Raw genomic sequence first — 16,869 nt, 5'->3', positions numbered from 1 at the left:
TTACACTTACTTTGGTTCTTTATTATGCTCAATGACGCAGTAGCACCAGAAATAGTTCCAGCGGCCGGCTCCGACAAGGACGCGCCGCTGAAAGAAGACATCCGCCTGCTGGGCCGCCTGCTGGGCGACGTGCTGCGCGAACAAGAGGGCGACGCCGTCTTCAATGTGGTGGAAACCATACGCCAGACGTCCGTGCGCTTCCGCCGCGAAGCGGACGCGGGCGCGGCCCTGGAGCTCGACGCCATGCTCAAGGAACTGAGCCGCGAACAGACGATTTCCGTCGTGCGCGCCTTTTCCTATTTCTCGCACCTGGCCAACATCGCGGAAGACCAGCACCACATCCGCCGCCGCCGCGCCCACCTGCTGGCAGGGTCCAGCGCGCAAAAGGGCAGCGTCAGCTTCGCCCTGAAAAAACTGCGCATGGCCGGCGTGCCGCGCAAGACCGTCGACACCTTTTTCCAGGACGCCCTGATCGCGCCCGTGCTGACGGCCCACCCGACGGAAGTGCAGCGCAAGAGCATCCTCGACGCCGAGCACGACATCGCCCGCCTGCTGGCCGAGCGCGACCTGCCGCAGACGCCGAAAGAGCGGCAAGCCAACCTGCAGCTGCTGCGCTCGCGCGTCTCCACCCTGTGGCAGACGCGCATGCTGCGCTACTCGAAGCTGACGGTGGCCGACGAAATCGAAAACGCCCTGTCCTACTACCGCATTACCTTTTTGCGCGAACTGCCGGGCCTGTATGACGACATCGAGGATGACATCGCCGCCGAGTACCCGAACGGCGACGGCACGATAGTACCGATCAATGCCGCCTACGTGCAGATGGGCAGCTGGATCGGCGGCGACCGTGACGGCAACCCGAACGTCAACGCGGGCACCATGCAGCACGCGCTGGCGCGCCACGCCACCACCATCCTCGACTTTTACCTCGACGAAGTGCACGCGCTGGGCGCGGAATTGTCCGTCTCGACCCTGATGGTGGGCGTCAGCGCCGAACTGCAAGCGCTGGCCGACCAGTCGCCGGACGCCTCGCCGCACCGCAGCGACGAGCCGTACCGCCGCGCCCTGATCGGCATCTATGCGCGCCTGGCCGCCACGGCCCGCGCGCTGGGCGCCACCAATATCCTGCGCAAGGAAGTGGGCGCGGCCGCGCCCTACCCTGACGCGGCCGCGTTTGTCACCGACTTGCGCACCATCGTCGCCTCGCTCGAATCGCACCACGGCGCGGCCCTCGTGCGTCCGCGCCTGGCCACGCTGGCGCGCGCGGCCGACATCTTCGGTTTCCACCTGGCCTCGCTGGACATGCGCCAGACGTCCGACGTGCACGAGCGCGTGCTGGCCGACCTGTTCGCGCAAAGCGGCGTGGCCGCCGATTACACGTCCCTGTCCGAGGAAGACAAGCAGGCGCTGCTGCTGAGCGAACTGGCCCAGCCGCGTTTGCTGTACTCGCCTTACATCGCCTACGCCACGGAAACGGATTCCGAGCTGGCGATTTTGCGCGCGGCGCGCGACATCCGCCAGCGCTACGGCGCGCGGGCCATCCGCAACTACATCATTTCGCACACGGAAACCGTCTCCGACCTGCTGGAAGTGTTGCTGCTGCAAAAGGAAACGGGCTTGCTGCGCACCGACTGGAAAGCCGGCGGCGACGGTGACAGCAGCTGCGAGCTGATGGTCATCCCCCTGTTCGAAACGATCCCCGACCTGCAGCGCGCGGCCGGCATCATGAGCGAGGTGATGGCCTTGCCCCTGGTAAAACAATTGATCGCCAAGCAGGGACAGTTGCAGGAAGTCATGCTCGGCTATTCCGATTCGAACAAGGATGGCGGCTTCCTGACGTCGAACTGGGAACTGTACAAGGCCGAACTGGCGCTGGTCTCCGACTTCCAGAAGGCCGGCGTCAAGCTGCGCCTGTTCCATGGCCGTGGCGGCACGGTGGGCCGCGGCGGCGGACCCAGCTACGAAGCCATCCTGGCCCAGCCGCCGGGCACCGTCAACGGCCAGATCCGCCTGACGGAGCAAGGCGAAATCATCGCCTCGAAGTTTTCCAACGCGGAAATCGGCCGGCGCAACCTGGAATTGCTGGTCGCCGCCACCCTGGAAGCGAGCCTGGCGCCGCAGGCGGCCAATCCCGCGCACGCAAGCGAGCTGGCGCAGTTCGAAGCGGTGATGGCGCAGCTGTCGGACCTGGCCTATCACGCCTACCGCCACCTCGTGTATGAAACGCCGGGTTTTACGGAGTATTTCTTCTCGGCCACGCCGATTGCGGAAATTGCCGAATTGAACCTCGGTTCGCGCCCCGCCTCGCGCAAGGCCAACCAGCGCATCGAAGACTTGCGCGCCATTCCCTGGGGCTTTTCCTGGGGCCAGTGCCGCTTGCTGCTGCCGGGCTGGTTCGGCTTCGGCAGCGCCATCGAAGCGTGGATCAAGCAGGCCGACGGCGCCGCGCAGGACGACAGGATCGCCACCCTGCGCGCCATGTACGCCGAATGGCCATTCTTTGCCACCCTGCTGTCGAACATGGACATGGTGCTGGCCAAGACGGACCTGGCGATCGCCTCGCGCTATGCGGAACTGGTGGCGGACCAGGGCTTGCGCGAACGCATCTACAAGCGCATCACGGATGAGCATGGCAACACCTTGCGCTGCCTGGAGCTGATCACCGGCAATACCGAGCGCCTGGCGGGCAACCCGCTGCTGGCCCGCTCGATTCAGAACCGCTTCGCCTATCTCGACCCGCTGAACCACTTGCAGGTGGAATTGATCAAGCGCAACCGCGCCCTGTCCAGCGCCAGCAAAGTCGACGAACGGGTGCACCGCGGCATCCAGCTGTCGATCAATGGCGTGGCGGCCGGTCTGCGCAATACGGGCTGATCGCGTCACCTTGCCATCGGCAAACAGGGCCGGCGCCGCAAGGGCCGGCCCTTTTGCTTGCCCAATGGAAAAATATTCTCAAGAAAACAACAATTGGTATTACACTAGCGGTTGATACTCCCCCTCTGCGGCGCCAGGCGCACCGCAGCGGCCAACCATGACGCCAGGAACGCGGATGAGCAAATGGTCGATTGAAACGCTGAGTGCGGCATGCGCCGCCCTCATCCTGATCATGCTGGGCTGGCTGGCGGGCGCGGCCTGGCAGCAACTCGACTTCTGGGAACACATCTGGCTGTCGCTGCTGCTGGCGGCGTCCGCCGGCACGGCCATGTGGCTGATGCGCAGGCTGCGCGCCCGCCTCGCCAGCACGCGCCAGCAGCTCGACGCCAGCGCCATGCGCTACCGCGACCTGAGCGAAACGGCGCAGGACGGCATGTGGCAAACGGATGCGCACGGTCGCATCCTGCACGTCAACCAGCGCCTGTGCGACATGCTGGGCATCCCCGCCGAGCTGCTGCTGAACCATTCCATGGAGGAATTCCACGACGAGGCGACCTTGCTGCGCCTGTGTCCGCTGCGCCAGACAGCCACGGATAGCTGCATGGGAGAACTGCGTTACCGGCACAGCGACGGCTCGGAGCGCTGGGCCATGATCAGCGGCCGCTGCCTGTACGACCCGCAAGGCAGCCTGACGGGCGCCCTCGTGCTGGCCAGCGACATCACGGAACACAAGCGGGCCGAACACGCTTTGACCGTCGCCCATGCGGAGCTGGAAAGCCGCGTGGCACTGCGCACGGCCCAGCTGCTCGATGTCAATCTCCAGCTCTCCGCGGAAATCGCCATGCGCGCGCAAACGGAAGCGGCCCTGGCGCGCAGCGAAGAGCGGCTGCAGGACATCATTTCCATGATGCCCCTGTCGCTGTTCCTGAAAGATGCCGATTCGCGCATCGTGCTGATGAACCAGGCCTGCGAGCAGCAATGGGGCGTGTGCCAGCAAGACATCGCCGAAGGACGCGACTTGCAACATTTCCCCAAGGAACAGAACATGGGATTCCACGCGGCGGACCAGGAAGCCTTTGCCAGCCGCAAGGTGGTGATCCGCGAAGAACTGGTATGGAATGCGCAGATGCAGGAAAACCGCCTGGTGCAGACGCACAAGAAACCCGTATTTGACGACGATGGCCAGCCGCAGATGATCATCGCCATGGCCATCGACATCACGGAAAGCAAGCGCAACGAGGAGAACCTGCAGCGCACCCTGGCCCAGCTGCGCGAACTGAGCGACCACCAGCAAACCATCAAGGAAGAAGAGAGGCGCCGCATCGCGCTCGACATCCATGACGACCTGGGCCAGAACCTGATGGTGCTGCGCATCGACGTGTCGCTGCTGCACGCGCGCACGGCCAGGACCCACCCGCGCCTGCACCGCCACACCCAGCGCGTGCTCGACACCATCGACGCCACCATCCGTTCGGTGCGCACCATCATCAATGACTTGCATCCCAGCACCCTGGAGCTGGGACTGGGTCCGGCGGCGGAATGGCTGATACGCCAGATGGAAAGCCGCGGCGCCATCCGCTACCGGCTCAAGCTCGACAGCGAGGCGCCCGACCTGGGCCTGGACCAGCGCCAGACGTCGGCCATCTTCCGCGTGCTGCAGGAATCGCTGTCGAACATCGTGCGCCACGCCCAGGCCAGCGAAGTGGAAGTGGCGCTGGCGCAGGATACGGACGCCATCGTGCTGCGCATCAGCGACAACGGCATCGGCATGCAGCCGGACGCCCACGGCAAGAAAGCCGCCTTCGGCCTGAAAAGCATCCGCGAACGCGTCCACGCCCTGGGCGGCGAGCTGCGCATCGACAGCCAGGCGGGCCAGGGCACGGCGCTGGCCATCCGCTTGCCGCGGGCCAGGAAAAGCGCGCCGGCCGGGCATGACGAAATACAAAAATTATCAAAAATAGTAGCTAATTGAGTATGCATTGGCAGCATTAAAAAGTATAGTAAGTTTTTTCTTGAGGAAACTATCATGCTGCCACGGTTCTCCTGCTTCCCCGCCCCACTGCTCAGTCTGCTCCTGCTGGCCGCTATCCCCACCGCCAGCGCCACCATCTATGCCGAACGGGGCTTTGGTGAAAAGGATGGCAATGGCAGCATCGCGTCCGACCTGAACCCGGCAGGGCTGGTGGCCGGCATCATCATGGAAGAGGAAGGACGGCGCCGCGCCGTGACCTATCAGCATGGCCGCCTCCGCGAACTGGGCACCCTGGGTGGCAATGAAGGTTTCACCAAAGCCATCAATACCCATGGCGTGGTGGTGGGCTCGGCGCAGACGGCCAGCGGCGCCTGGCATGCCTTCCGCTTTGAAGCAGCAGGCGGCATGCGCGACCTGGGCACCCTGGGCGGCAACAGCAGCTATGCCACGGCCATCACGCGCGACGGCATGATCGCCGGCTATGCCGATACCAGCGCCGGCGATTTCCACGCCTTTGTGACGAAAGCCGACCTCAGCCTGCAAGACCTGGGCACCCTGGGCGGCGCCAGCAGCTATGCCAGCGGCCTGAACACACATGGCATGGTGGTGGGCACGGCGCAGCGCGGCGACGGCTACCGCCGCGCCTTCGTCTACCGCCCCGGCACGGGCATGCAGGAAATCGGCACCCTGCCCGGCGGACGCATCAGTTCAGCCACCGCCATCAATGATGCAGGCCTGATCGTGGGCGCCTCGGAAACGGAAAAGCGCCGCTGGCACGCCTTTGCCTGGGACGGCAAACGCATGCTCGACCTGGGCGCCATGATCGGCCAGGGCGACAGCTACGCCACGGCGGTCAACGCGGCCGGCCACGTCGTCGGCAGCGTCAACATCAACGGCTTTGAACCGATGACCTTTGTCTACAAGGAAGGCGTGATGACGGTGCGCCGCCGCGACGACGGCCTGTACCTGACCAACAAGATCACGGACGCCGGGCTGGTGGTCGGCGCCGTCTACACGGGACATAAATTCCAGGCCTTCGCCGTGCCGTCGCAAGCGGCGCCCGCACCGCAGCGCAGCAATCCATTGGACTGGCTGTTCCTCACCTTCATCCTCGGCGCCAGCGGCGTGGCACTGTACCAGCTCCGCGCCGGCCTGCGTGGCCAGCGCACGTATTTCATGTAAGCCAACGCTAGGGATGGACGAAAAAAAAGAGGCTTGCGCCTCTTTTTTTGTTTGCTTGCCCTACGCTTAGTTTTGCGTCAGGAAGGTTTTCAGCTTGTCCGAGCGCGAAGGCTGGCGCAGCTTGCTCATGGCTTTCGCTTCGATCTGGCGGATGCGCTCGCGCGTCACGTCGAACTGCTTGCCCACTTCTTCCAGGGTGTGGTCGTTCGACATTTCCACGCCGTAACGCATGCGCAGCACTTTCGCTTCGCGCGGCGTCAGGGAATCGAGCACTTCCTTGATCACGTTGCGCATCGAGGCGTGCAGCGCGGCGTCCAGCGGCGCCAGGGTCGTGTTGTCTTCGATGAAGTCGCCCAGTTGCGAATCGCCATCTTCGCCCATCGGCGTTTCCATGGAAATCGGCTCTTTCGCGATCTTCATGATCTCGCGCACCTTGTTTTCCGGCATTTCCATCTTGACGGCCAGGGTCGCCAGGTCCGGCTCGCTGCCCGTTTCCTGCATGATCTGGCGCGAGATGCGGTTCATCTTGTTGATCGTTTCGATCATGTGCACCGGCACACGGATGGTGCGGGCCATGTCGGCGATCGAACGCGTGATGGCCTGGCGGATCCACCAGGTGGCGTAGGTCGAGAACTTGTAGCCGCGGCGGTATTCGAACTTGTCGACGGCCTTCAGCAAGCCGATGTTGCCTTCCTGGATCAGATCGAGGAATTGCAAGCCGCGGTTGATGTATTTCTTGGCGATCGAAATGACCAGGCGCAAGTTGGCGACCGTCATTTCGCGTTTTGCGTGACGCGCGCGCTTTTCGCCGGCAGCCATCTGCTTGTTGATCTTGCGCAAGTCAGCCAGCGGCAGGGCCACGCGCGCTTGCAGGTCGATCATCTTCTTTTGCAGTTCCTTGACGGCAGGCACGTTGCGGCTGAGGATGGCGCTGTACGGATACTTGCAATCGACTTCGCGGTCGACCCATTCCAGATCGCATTCATTGCCCGGGAACACCTTGATGAAGTGGGCGCGCGGCATGCCGCATTTGTTCACGCACAGTTCCAGCACGGCGCGCTCGATGTGGCGCACTTCTTCCATCTGGCCGCGCAGGGTGTCGCACAGCTTCTCGACGACCTTGGCCGTGAAGCGGATGCCCAGCAATTCCTGCGAAATGGCTTCCTGCGCCTTGATGTAGGCTTTCGAGTTGTAACCCTCGGGCGCCTTGCGCATCTTGTCGTACTGCGTCGAAATGACGTTGAATTTCTCCAGCGCATTCTTTTTCAGCTGGGCCAGCTGCTCGCTGGAGAAACCGGCCGCGCCGCCATTGGCGTCGCCGTCTTCTTCCTCGGCTTCTTCTTCCTCTTCCTCGTCGTCACCGCTGGCGGCGGCTGGCGCAGCGGCAGCGGCGGGCGCCGGGGCATTGCTTTCGTTCAAGTCGACAAAGCCGTCGACCACTTCATCGACCTTGATTTCATCGCGCGCGATTTTTTGCGACAGCGCAACGATTTCGCCGATGGTGGTCGGGCAGGCGGAAATGGCCTGGATCATGTCTTTCAGCCCGCCTTCGATGCGCTTGGCGATCTCGATCTCGCCTTCGCGCGTCAGCAGCGCCACGGCGCCCATTTCACGCATGTACATGCGCACGGGGTCGGTGGTGCGGCCAAAGTCGGAGTCGACGGTCGACAGGGCGGTGGCGGCAGCCGCTTCCACTTCATCGTCGCTGGTGACGGTGGCGACGTTGTCAGTCAACAACAGGCTTTCCGCGTCAGGAGCGCGCTCATAGACGGCGATGCCCATGTCGTTGAAGGTGGCGATGATGCCTTCGATCGCTTCCGGATCGATGATGTTTTCCGGCAATTGGTCATTGATCTCGGCATAGGTCAGGAAACCGCGTTCCTTGCCCATGTTGATCAGGCCCGTGATCTGCTTGCGGCGGCGTTCCAGGTCCGCTGCCGAGGCTTCCGGATCGCCCAGCGCGTCCGCCAGGCCACCTTTGGCCTTGCGGTCGCGCGCTTTCGACACGGCCTTCAGTTCGGCGCGTTCGACGGCGTTGAGTGCTGCCACTTCATCGTTTTCCGGCGTGAATTCGCTAGGCTTGCGGCCACGGCGGCCTGGCACCTTGACGGTTGGCAGGAAGTAATTCGAGGTATCGATGGCGGCCAGGGCATCGGCGTCCGTGGTCTTGCTGACCACTTGCGCGCCGGTGATGATGGTCACGGGCGCCGCTTCCGGCTTGGCGCGCACGACTTTCGAACGGGCTGCCGTCACCACTTTATTCGTGGCGGCGCTTTCGCTGACCTTGCGCGGCGCGGCCGGAGCCTTGGCGCCGGGGGCGATCTTCACGCTCGGCGTTTTGGCCGGTGCCGCTTCAGCGGCCTCGGTCACGTCGGCAACAGCCTCGGCGGCCGGGGCGCTGACGGCCGCTTCCGCAGCCGTTTCGGCCGCTGGCACGGCAGCCAGGCGCGAGCGGCTTTTCTTCACCACGGTGACGACGGTCGGCGCCGTCGTGACGGTGGCTTCCGGATTCGCTTGCGCATTATCGATGAAGTAAGATAAAGTCGTTTTGGGTACGGCAAGTGGCGCCGCGGCTGGGCGTGGCGCCTTGGCGGACAACGTTAAAGTTTTTGGCGTATTCTTCATGAGATATCTCTTAATGCGAGACCAGATGGTGTCGGCGCGAAGTGAATGATTCCACCTAAGCCTGCGAAACCGGACTCGATGGAGCGTATTGTTGCGGCTGCCGTGTTAACGACAGCGGCGCCTGTCTATCGGGACGTTCAAAGCCCGCGCATCCGTCATGGGGAGCGGCGGGCCGAAGCCGGGTCAGATAAATAAGCGATGTACATTGCGGAATGAAAAAAAGCCCGTACCAGAACGGGCTTGAATCTATTGTTGTTCAGTGAAGACACAGCGGAGAGCAAGATTATGCACGACGGCCAGTTATCTGGATAATTGATAAACAAAATATCTGATATCAAAAATACTAATAATTGGGGGCCTGCACCGCACTGCTCCTATCCCCTGCACACCTGAGCCAGACCTTTAAAAACAGGGTCCAGTCATCAGCGCAAGCCGACATTATACACATTTCCCGCATTTCGCGCTGTGCCGACTGTCGCGCGCAGCCGCTTATTGCAGGTCAAGTTGCCAAAAAAGACAATGCACTTGCCTGTGGCGCGTGCTATGCTCCCCTTTTATAGCCCAACCAATGATGTCGATGACCAGCTCCACGCCAGACCAGCAAGCCACCACTCCTGACACGCCAGTCGATGCAGCCCCAGCGGCGGCACCGGCCGCAGCGACCACGCCGGCGCCAGCCGGCCTGACCGCGCGCGCCCTGCTGAAGCAGTTCCAGGAGCAATTCCCGCCATTCCGCGATTGCCTGCCCTTGTCGATCGGTATCGACAAGCAGATCCTGGCGCGCCTGCCGGACCTGGACCGCAAGCTGATGCGCACGGCGCTGGGCATCCACACGGGTTCGCTGCGCTACCTGCGCGTGATGGAAAAAGCCAAGGTACGCTACGACCTCGACGGCACGGCCGGCGCGGAAGTGACGCAAACCCACCGCGACCACGCCACGCAAGTATTGCAGCAGCGCTTCAAGAAGGAAGCCGAGCGCAAGAAAGCCGAACGCGACGCGGCCGCCGCCGAAGAAGCGAACCGTCTGCGCCTGGAAAAACTGAATCAGCTGACCGCGAAATTCTCGCGCAAAGGCTGATCCGGTTTCATGGACACAGCTGCCGCACCGCCACTGCCCCCGTATCAAGGCATCGCCCTCGACCACGTCAAGCTGGTACGCACCAGCGATGATGCACAGGCGGCCATGGCCGCCCTGCTGGCAGCGGACGCCATCGGCTTCGATACGGAATCGAAGCCGACGTTCGTCAAAGGCGAGTCCTCCACGGGACCGCATTTGATCCAGCTGGCCACCGACGACATCGCCTACCTGTTCCAGGTGGGCAGCACGCCGGCGCCGGCCCTGGCGGAACTCAAAGCCATCCTCGAATCGACCACCACCCTGAAAGTGGGTTTTGGCCTGTCCGACGACGTCAAGCGCCTGCGCAACAAGCTGGGCATCGCGCCGGCCCAGGTGCTCGACCTGTCCGTCGCCCTGCGCGGCGGCCAGCGCAACGATCTGGGCGCGAAAACGGCCGTGGCCAAGTTCTTCGGCCTGCACCTGCAGAAATCGAAAAAGATCTCCACCACCAACTGGGCCACCTCGCGCCTGACGGAAAAGCAGATTCTGTACGCGGCCGACGATGCGCAAGTAGCCCTGCGCGTGTACCGCCGCTGGATCGCCGACGGCGGCAAGGTCGCGCCGCAAAAAGCCCCGCGCCCGGCCGCCGCGCCACCGGCAGCGCCCGCCTCCCCGGCCTGATTCCACCGTCCATCGCATGCGCAAGAAAAACAGCACCGGTACCAGCGCCGCAGCCATCGCCGCAGCCGCGCAGGCACTGGGCCGCCCGTTGCCGCCATCGTACGCGGCATGGCTGCTGGACAACAATGGCCGCGCACTGGGCGCACTGACCTTGTTTCCCGTCTATGACGCGGACAATCCGCGCAAGACCTGGGAATCGATAGACCGCCACTACCGCGAAGGCTGGCAGGCATGGCTGGACAACTTCGCCGGCAGCGGCATCGATCACGCCAGCCTGCTGCCCTTCGCGCAATTCGGCACGGGCGATTACTATTGTTTCGACTATGCCCAGTCTGGACCATCGGGCGAGCCGGTGGTCGTGCTGTGGTCGCACGAAACGGGAACCACCAGCACGGTGGCGCCCGACTTTAGCGCCTTTCTCGCCCTGCCCGGCCGTCCCGGCTGACTTCCCCTACGGCGCCAGTTGCTGCGCCGCCAGCCGCCCCAGCGCGGCGATGGCCGCCTCCAGCTGCGCGCTCCACGGATGGCCGTAATTGAGGCGGATGCAGTGGCGAAACGCGCGCGTGGCGGAAAAGATGGGGCCGGGCGCGATGCTGATGCCGGCCGCCAGCGCGCTGCGGTGCAAGGCCAGCGCATCGATACCGGCAGGCATCTCCACCCAGACGAAATAACCGCCCTGCGGCCGCGTCACCCGCGTGCCGGGCGGAAAATGCACGGCAATGGCTTGCAGCATGGTGTTTTGCTGCGCCGCCAGGGTCAGCCGCAGCTGGCGCAAATGGCGGTCATAGCCGCCTTGCGCCAGGTAGTCGGCCAGCGCCATCTGCAACGGTATCGGCGCCGACAGGCTGGTGGTCAGCTTCAGGCGCTCGACCTGGCGCGTGTAGCGGCCCGCCATGGCCCAGCCCAGCCTGAAGCCGGGCGCCAGGGTCTTGGAAAACGAGCTGCAATGCATGACCAGGCCCGCACCGTCATGGCTTTTCGTCAGGCCCGGACGCTGCTTGCCAAAGTACAGCTCGCCATACACGTCATCCTCGATCAGCGGCACGCCATGGCGCGCCAGCAATTCGACCAGTGCGCGCTTCTTTTCCGGCGACATCAGGCTGCCCAGGGGATTCTGGAAATTCGTCATCAGCCAGCACGCCTTGGGCTGGTGTCGCTGCAGCAATTCTTCCAGTGCCGCCAGGTCGACGCCGTCGCGCGGGCTGGTGGCAATTTCCACCGCCTTCAGTTCCAGCCGCTGCAGCGCCTGCAGGCACGCATAGAAGCTGGGCGACTCGATCAGCACCGTGTCGCCAGGCCGCGTGACGGCTTGCAGGCACAGGTTCAGCGCTTCCAGCGCGCCATTCGTGATGACGATGTCGTCGCTGGAAACGGGCACGCCGTCCTGCTGGTAGCGCAGGGCGATCTGGCGGCGCAGCTCGGCATTGCCCAAGGATAAATCCGTGACGGTGCTCCACGGGTCGAGGCGGCGCATGCTGGCCGACACGGCGCGCGCCAGTTTTTCCATCGGGAACAGGTGCGGACTGGGAAACGCCGAGCCGAACGGCACGATATCGCGCGCCCCCACGGCGCCCAGCACCTCGAACACGAGGTCGCTGACGTCGACCGTGGTGCTGGCGTCGAGCGGATGGGAACTGTCCGGCTCGGGCGCCAGCGCGGCGCGCTGCGGCGCCACGTAGTAGCCGGAGCGGGGCCGCGAGACGATCATGCCGCGCGCTTCGAGCAAATAATAGGCCTGGAACACCGTCGACGGACTGACGCCCCGGCGCGCATGCTGCTGGCGCACGGAAGGCAATTTATCGCCTGGCAACAACAGCTGCGTGCTGATCATGGCGGCCACTTCTTCCGCCAATTCCTCATATCGTTTCAACCCTGCTCCTCAAACTGATCCGTAGTTTTATTGCACAACTGATCCTGTCACAGTGACAGCCCCCGTTATATGCTAGGGTAACAACATCCGGGCAGCAACACCGGCACGCGACACAGACCGACGAGACAGGTGATCTTTCCATGCGACTTTCCATGCTACTGCATTCTCCCCTCGCGCTGGTGCTGGCCATCGCCGCGCCCACTGCCATCTCCGCCAGCCACGACAGCCTGGAGCAGCGTATCAAGGCGTGCACGTCTTGCCATGCGCAGCAGGAAAAGCACGATGCCTTCTTTCCCCGCATCGCCGGCAAACCTGCAGGCTACCTGTACAACCAGCTGCTGAACTTTCGCGAGGGACGGCGCCAGTATCCGATGATGAACTATATGGTGGAACACTTGCCTGACGATTATCTGCGCGAAATCGCCGACTATTTTGCGGCGCAGCACCCGGCCCCGCCGCCGGCACAGCCCAGCAGCGCCGGCACGACGGCCCTGGCGCGTGGCAAGGAACTGGTGCTGCACGGCGACGCCGGCAAAAAGATTCCCGCCTGTATAGCCTGCCACGGCCAGCAACTGGCCGGCGTGGCGCCCGCCATCCCCGGCTTGCTGGGCTTGCCCCGCGACTATATCAACGCCCAGCTGGGCGCCTGGAAAAACGGTATCCGCCGCGCCCACTCTCCCGACTGCATGGCGCAAGTGGCGCAGCGCCTGTCGGACGCGGACGTGGGCGCCGTCTCGGCCTGGCTGGGCACGCAGGTGGCCAGCGCCGACGCGCGTCCCGCCAGCAGCATCGCCCTGCCCTTGCCGCTGCATTGCGGCGGCGTACCGGGCTCCAGCGCGCAGGTGGCGCCATGAAAAAATGGATGATCGCGGCCGGTTTGCTGCTGATTGCCGGCGGCAGCGCCACATTCCTGCTGTATCCAGCCGACGACCTGGGCCCGGCACCCGTGGCCAGCCCCCTGAGCCAGGAACAGCTGGTCGCGCGCGGCGCCTATCTGGCCAAGGCGGGCGACTGCATGGCCTGCCACACGACGCGCGGCGGCGTGCCCTACGCGGGTGGCCGGGCCTTGCAGACGCCGTTCGGCAAGGTGCTCTCGCCCAACATCACGGCCGACAAGGAAACGGGCATCGGCAGCTGGACGGCCGACGATTTCTGGCGCGCCATCCACAACGGCAAGTCGAAGGATGGCCGGCTGCTGTATCCGGCCTTTCCCTACACCAACTACACCAAGGTGCAGCGCGAAGACAGCGACGCACTGTACGCGTATTTCCAGAGCGTGCCGCCGCACAGGCAGGCGAACGCGCCGCATGCGCTGCGCTTCCCCTACAACCAGCAGGTCGCGCTGGCCGCCTGGCGCGCCCTGTATTTCAAGCCGGGCGTGTACCAGCCGCTCACAAACAAAAGCATGGAATGGAACCGCGGCGCCTACCTGGTGCAGGGCCTGGGCCACTGCAGCGCCTGCCATAGCAGCCGTACCACCCTGGGCGGCAGCGACGACGGCCTGTCGGGCGGCCTGATCCCCGTGCTGGGCTGGTACGCGCCGTCGCTGACGTCGGACGCGGAAGCGGGCCTGGGCGACTGGGACACGGCGCATATCGTGGAATTGCTGCAAACAGGCGTGTCGCCGCGCGCCACCGTCTTCGGCCCCATGGCGGAAGTCGTGCGGCAAAGCTTGCAGCACATGAGCCACGCCGACGTGCAGGCGATGGCCGTCTACCTGAAGAGCCTGCCAGGCCCGGCACAAGCGGTGAAAAAGGCGCCGCGCGGCACGTCGGAGCAAGCCACGCAGCAACTGGCCTTGGGCGCGAAACTGTATGAGGCGCAATGCGCGAGCTGCCACCAGGCCGATGGCAAGGGCGTGCCGCCCGGCTACCCGCCGCTGGCCGGCAACCGCGCGCTGACGACGGAGTCGGCCGTGAACGCCATCCGCCTCGTGCTCAACGGCGGTTTCGCGCCCGGCACCCGCGGCAACCCGCGCCCCTACGGCATGCCGCCGTTCGGCCCCGTCATGGATGATGCGGAAGTGGCTGCCGTGGTCACGTATCTGCGCGCGTCGTGGGGCAATGATGCGCCGGCGGTGTCGGCGCTGGAGGTGAATAAATACCGCAGCGTGCCGCTGGAGTAAGATCGTTTGACGATTATCTCAAATTGAGATAATCTGAGAATCATGGCATTACTTCGGCATGCATATGCGCATCGTCGCCAACAAAGCTTTGATGGATTTCGCCAGCAGGCATCCGCTGGCGGGCGAACCCATGCAGGCATGGCGCAAGATCATCGAATCGCGGTCATTTGCCAATTTTGCTGTGATGAAGTCGACATTTAACGCCACCGATCATGTTGGCGATTACTATGTTTTTAATATTGGCGGTAACAAGTACCGGATCATCGCCGCGATTCACTTCAATCGCCAGTTGCTGTTCATCCGGGAAGTGCTGACGCATAAGGAGTACGACGCATGGAAGCCTTGATGCATCGTGAAATGATTACAGAAATCACTGTCCACTATCAAGCCTTGTCCAGGCTGGTTCCTCTGCAGGCGATTCCTGATGCGGCCGCTTATGAACAAGCTGTCAGCGTATTGCATCAGCTATTGGATGCCGGGGCGGCCGATGAAAAGCACCCTTTGGCCGGGCTGGTTGACAGTGTCGGCCGGCTGATAGCCGATTACGACCAGGAGCATTTTCCGCCCGCCCCCGTCTCGCCTGCCGCCACGCTTCGCCTGTTGATGGAGCAACAGGCGCTGACACAATCCGACCTGCCGGAAGTGGGAACCCAAGGCGTCGTGTCTGAAGTGCTCAACGGCAAACGGGACCTGAATGTGCGGCAAATCAAGGCTCTGGCGCAACGTTTCGACGTCCCCACCAGTGTTTTTATTGCATGAGCTCGTAAAAAAACCGGCGCCGGTTTTTCATTTCAAACAGCCGCTTTCAGCGGAACTTGCTTTTGTGCCCCGTCTTCAAATCCAGCGCATAACGCACGCCATTGTCCGTCAGCATGACTTCATCGGGCGGCTCCTCGCCAGCCAGGGCGCCGTCGATCAGGGGCAGGCCTTCGCCCTTGCGCATCAGGTCGTCGCAGCGCTCGTACACATTGGCGCAACCGGTGGAGGCCATCAGCGATTGCACGATGGCCACTTTCCATGCGTCGACGCCGCCGGCGTTGAATTCGCAGATCAGATAGCCTTGCACGCCGCCGAACAGCTGCACCACCAGGCCCGGCAAGCCCTCGTCTTCGCCCTTGATCAGGGTCAGCAGCTGGTTTTCACCCGCCTTCTTGATGGCTGGCAGTTTTTTCTCGATGGCGGCCTTGACCCGGCGCTTGATCAGCGCGTGGTCGACCGGTTCGTCTTCCTTGAAGCTCCAGATGCGCGCGCGGATCTGCGACTTCGAATTGTAGGCGGCGCGGGCGATGAATTGCTTCGACGAGCTTTGCACGATGGCCGTCGAGCCGGGCTTCATTTTTTCCTGCGGCTTGCCTTCGACTTTTTCAATCGCGGACGCGTAAATCCACGATTGGCCCAGCAAGCTCTTTTCCTTGCCCTGTTTGATGGTGATGATCAGCATGTAATTCCAGTAGTGTGAGCGGCGCGTGCCGCTCGTCGTATGTCCAATACCGGCATGATACCTCATGCCATCCTGTCGCATCCTCCTGCATTCCATGCCACCGCTGGCGCAGTCTGTCGCAGGACGGTACGCGGGCGCACCCGGCTGGCATACCATGCAAGTATACCAATTCAAAACAGGGAGCAAGAATGACACAGCCACTTTTCCACCGCCGCCACCGCCACCGCCGCCACGCCAGCGCCGCGATCGCCCTGCTGCTGGCCACCTGCGCGCTGGCCATTCCGGCCGCGCCGGCGCTGGCGTCGCCGCTCGACTGGATTTCCGGCAACAGCATCCAGGGCAGCGGCAAGCTGCAAAAGCAGACGCGCGACGTGGGCAGCTTCCACGCCGTGGCGCTGAACGTGCCGGGCACGGTTGAGCTGCGCATCGGCAACACGGACAGCGTCACCGTCGAAGCGGACGACAATATCCTGCCGCTGATCGAGACGGCCGTGGAAAACGGCACCCTGCGCATCCGCCCCGCCAAGCGCAACGCCAACTTCCGCCAGAGCAGCCTGACCATCGTCATCCAGGCGCGCCAGGTGGAGCGCGTCAGCGTGGGCGGCTCGGGCAACATCACGGCAACGGGCTTGCGCGCCGAGAACCTGCGCTTCGACGTGGGCGGCTCCGGCTCCATCCATGCACGCGACCTCGACAGCCGCCAGGTCTCCATCGCCATCGGCGGCAGCGGCAGCTTCAAGGCCAGCGGCAAGACGGAGCAGCTGACGGCCTCGATCGGCGGCTCGGGCAATATCGAAGCGGGCCGCCTGGCCGCGCGCGAAGTGCAGGTGAGCATCGGCGGCTCGGGCGAAGCCACCGTGTGGGCCAAGGACGACCTGGCCATCAGCATCGGCGGTTCTGGCGAAGTGAGCTACTACGGCGATCCGCGCATCAGCCGCAGCATGCAGCGTTCGAGCAGCATCCGCCGCCTGGGCAGCGCGCCGAATTAAGCGCCCGCAATGACAAAAGCCCGGAGCGTTCCGGGCTTTTTGCGTTTCCAACA

Annotated in this window: 14 protein-coding genes; 11 read left to right on the top strand and 3 right to left on the bottom strand. The window is 63.8% G+C overall.

The window, feature by feature from the left end; all coding sequences use genetic code 11:
* The first annotated feature begins 24 nt into the window (after window positions 1-24).
* The 3 genes from ppc to P9875_RS10590 all read left to right on the top strand — a co-directional run bounded on the left by ppc (window position 25) and on the right by P9875_RS10590 (window position 6,028).
* The gene (ppc, locus tag P9875_RS10600; protein ID WP_278318343.1) at window positions 25-2,874 is read left to right on the top strand and encodes a phosphoenolpyruvate carboxylase; all 2,850 of its coding nucleotides are present in this window, start codon (window positions 25-27) and stop codon (window positions 2,872-2,874) included.
* A gap of 175 nt (window positions 2,875-3,049) precedes the next feature.
* Complete coding sequence (locus tag P9875_RS10595; protein ID WP_278318342.1) at window positions 3,050-4,846, top strand: PAS domain-containing sensor histidine kinase; 1,797 nt, start codon at window positions 3,050-3,052, stop codon at window positions 4,844-4,846.
* 54 nt (window positions 4,847-4,900) lie between these two features.
* Window positions 4,901-6,028 carry an HAF repeat-containing protein gene (locus P9875_RS10590; protein WP_278318341.1) on the top strand — a complete coding sequence of 376 codons (1,128 nt, stop codon included), beginning with the start codon at window positions 4,901-4,903 and terminating at the stop codon, window positions 6,026-6,028.
* Window positions 6,029-6,094: 66 nt separating this feature from the next.
* Here the strand turns inward: P9875_RS10590 and rpoD are convergent, their stop codons facing one another.
* The gene (gene rpoD / locus P9875_RS10585) at window positions 6,095-8,653 is read right to left on the bottom strand and encodes an RNA polymerase sigma factor RpoD (RefSeq protein WP_035826456.1); all 2,559 of its coding nucleotides are present in this window, start codon (window positions 8,651-8,653) and stop codon (window positions 6,095-6,097) included.
* Between the two features lie 568 nt (window positions 8,654-9,221).
* Here rpoD and P9875_RS10580 point away from each other — a divergent pair.
* Genes P9875_RS10580 through P9875_RS10570 form a run of 3 tightly spaced genes read left to right on the top strand, consistent with a single transcriptional unit; the run spans window position 9,222 to window position 10,836 of the window.
* Window positions 9,222-9,731 carry a ProQ/FINO family protein gene (locus tag P9875_RS10580; RefSeq protein ID WP_034758713.1) on the top strand — a complete coding sequence of 170 codons (510 nt, stop codon included), beginning with the start codon at window positions 9,222-9,224 and terminating at the stop codon, window positions 9,729-9,731.
* A gap of 9 nt (window positions 9,732-9,740) precedes the next feature.
* Window positions 9,741-10,391, top strand: a complete 651-nt coding sequence (locus tag P9875_RS10575; RefSeq protein ID WP_219310863.1) for a 3'-5' exonuclease — start codon at window positions 9,741-9,743, stop codon at window positions 10,389-10,391.
* A gap of 16 nt (window positions 10,392-10,407) precedes the next feature.
* Window positions 10,408-10,836 (top strand): SMI1/KNR4 family protein, encoded by a 429-nt coding sequence (locus P9875_RS10570; protein WP_278318340.1) that lies wholly within the window; start codon window positions 10,408-10,410, stop codon window positions 10,834-10,836.
* Between the two features lie 6 nt (window positions 10,837-10,842).
* Here the strand turns inward: P9875_RS10570 and P9875_RS10565 are convergent, their stop codons facing one another.
* A complete protein-coding gene (locus P9875_RS10565) occupies window positions 10,843-12,261 on the bottom strand; it encodes a PLP-dependent aminotransferase family protein (RefSeq protein ID WP_278318339.1) in 1,419 nt (472 codons plus the stop codon).
* A 152-nt stretch (window positions 12,262-12,413) separates the two neighbouring features.
* On the opposite strand from P9875_RS10565, the gene P9875_RS10560 reads away from it, so the two are divergent.
* From P9875_RS10560 to P9875_RS10545, 4 genes are all read left to right on the top strand, one after another.
* Window positions 12,414-13,115, top strand: coding sequence for a c-type cytochrome (locus P9875_RS10560; RefSeq protein ID WP_278318338.1), 702 nt, complete (start codon window positions 12,414-12,416; stop codon window positions 13,113-13,115).
* On the top strand, window positions 13,112-14,386 hold the full coding sequence (locus tag P9875_RS10555; RefSeq protein WP_278318337.1) for a c-type cytochrome: 1,275 nt from the start codon (window positions 13,112-13,114) through the stop codon (window positions 14,384-14,386). The genes P9875_RS10560 and P9875_RS10555 overlap by 4 nt, the downstream gene beginning before the upstream one ends.
* Window positions 14,387-14,450: 64 nt before the next feature.
* On the top strand, window positions 14,451-14,732 hold the full coding sequence (locus tag P9875_RS10550) for a type II toxin-antitoxin system HigB family toxin (RefSeq protein WP_035828903.1): 282 nt from the start codon (window positions 14,451-14,453) through the stop codon (window positions 14,730-14,732).
* The gene (locus P9875_RS10545) at window positions 14,720-15,145 is read left to right on the top strand and encodes a helix-turn-helix domain-containing protein (RefSeq protein ID WP_278318336.1); all 426 of its coding nucleotides are present in this window, start codon (window positions 14,720-14,722) and stop codon (window positions 15,143-15,145) included. Before P9875_RS10550 ends, P9875_RS10545 begins: the two co-directional genes overlap by 13 nt.
* Window positions 15,146-15,191: 46 nt before the next feature.
* Here P9875_RS10545 and P9875_RS10540 read toward each other — a convergent pair whose 3' ends face one another.
* Window positions 15,192-15,827 carry an SAM-dependent methyltransferase gene (locus P9875_RS10540; RefSeq protein ID WP_034758744.1) on the bottom strand — a complete coding sequence of 212 codons (636 nt, stop codon included), beginning with the start codon at window positions 15,825-15,827 and terminating at the stop codon, window positions 15,192-15,194.
* Between the two features lie 188 nt (window positions 15,828-16,015).
* On the opposite strand from P9875_RS10540, the gene P9875_RS10535 reads away from it, so the two are divergent.
* Complete coding sequence (locus P9875_RS10535; protein WP_278318335.1) at window positions 16,016-16,816, top strand: head GIN domain-containing protein; 801 nt, start codon at window positions 16,016-16,018, stop codon at window positions 16,814-16,816.
* Window positions 16,817-16,869: the final 53 nt, after the last annotated feature.

Source organism: Janthinobacterium rivuli, assembly GCF_029690045.1.
In the GTDB taxonomy this organism is placed as follows: Bacteria; Pseudomonadota; Gammaproteobacteria; order Burkholderiales; family Burkholderiaceae_D; genus Janthinobacterium; species Janthinobacterium rivuli.
Note: the sequence above shows the minus strand (reverse complement) of the source record. Positions and strands in the feature narration are given on the sequence as shown.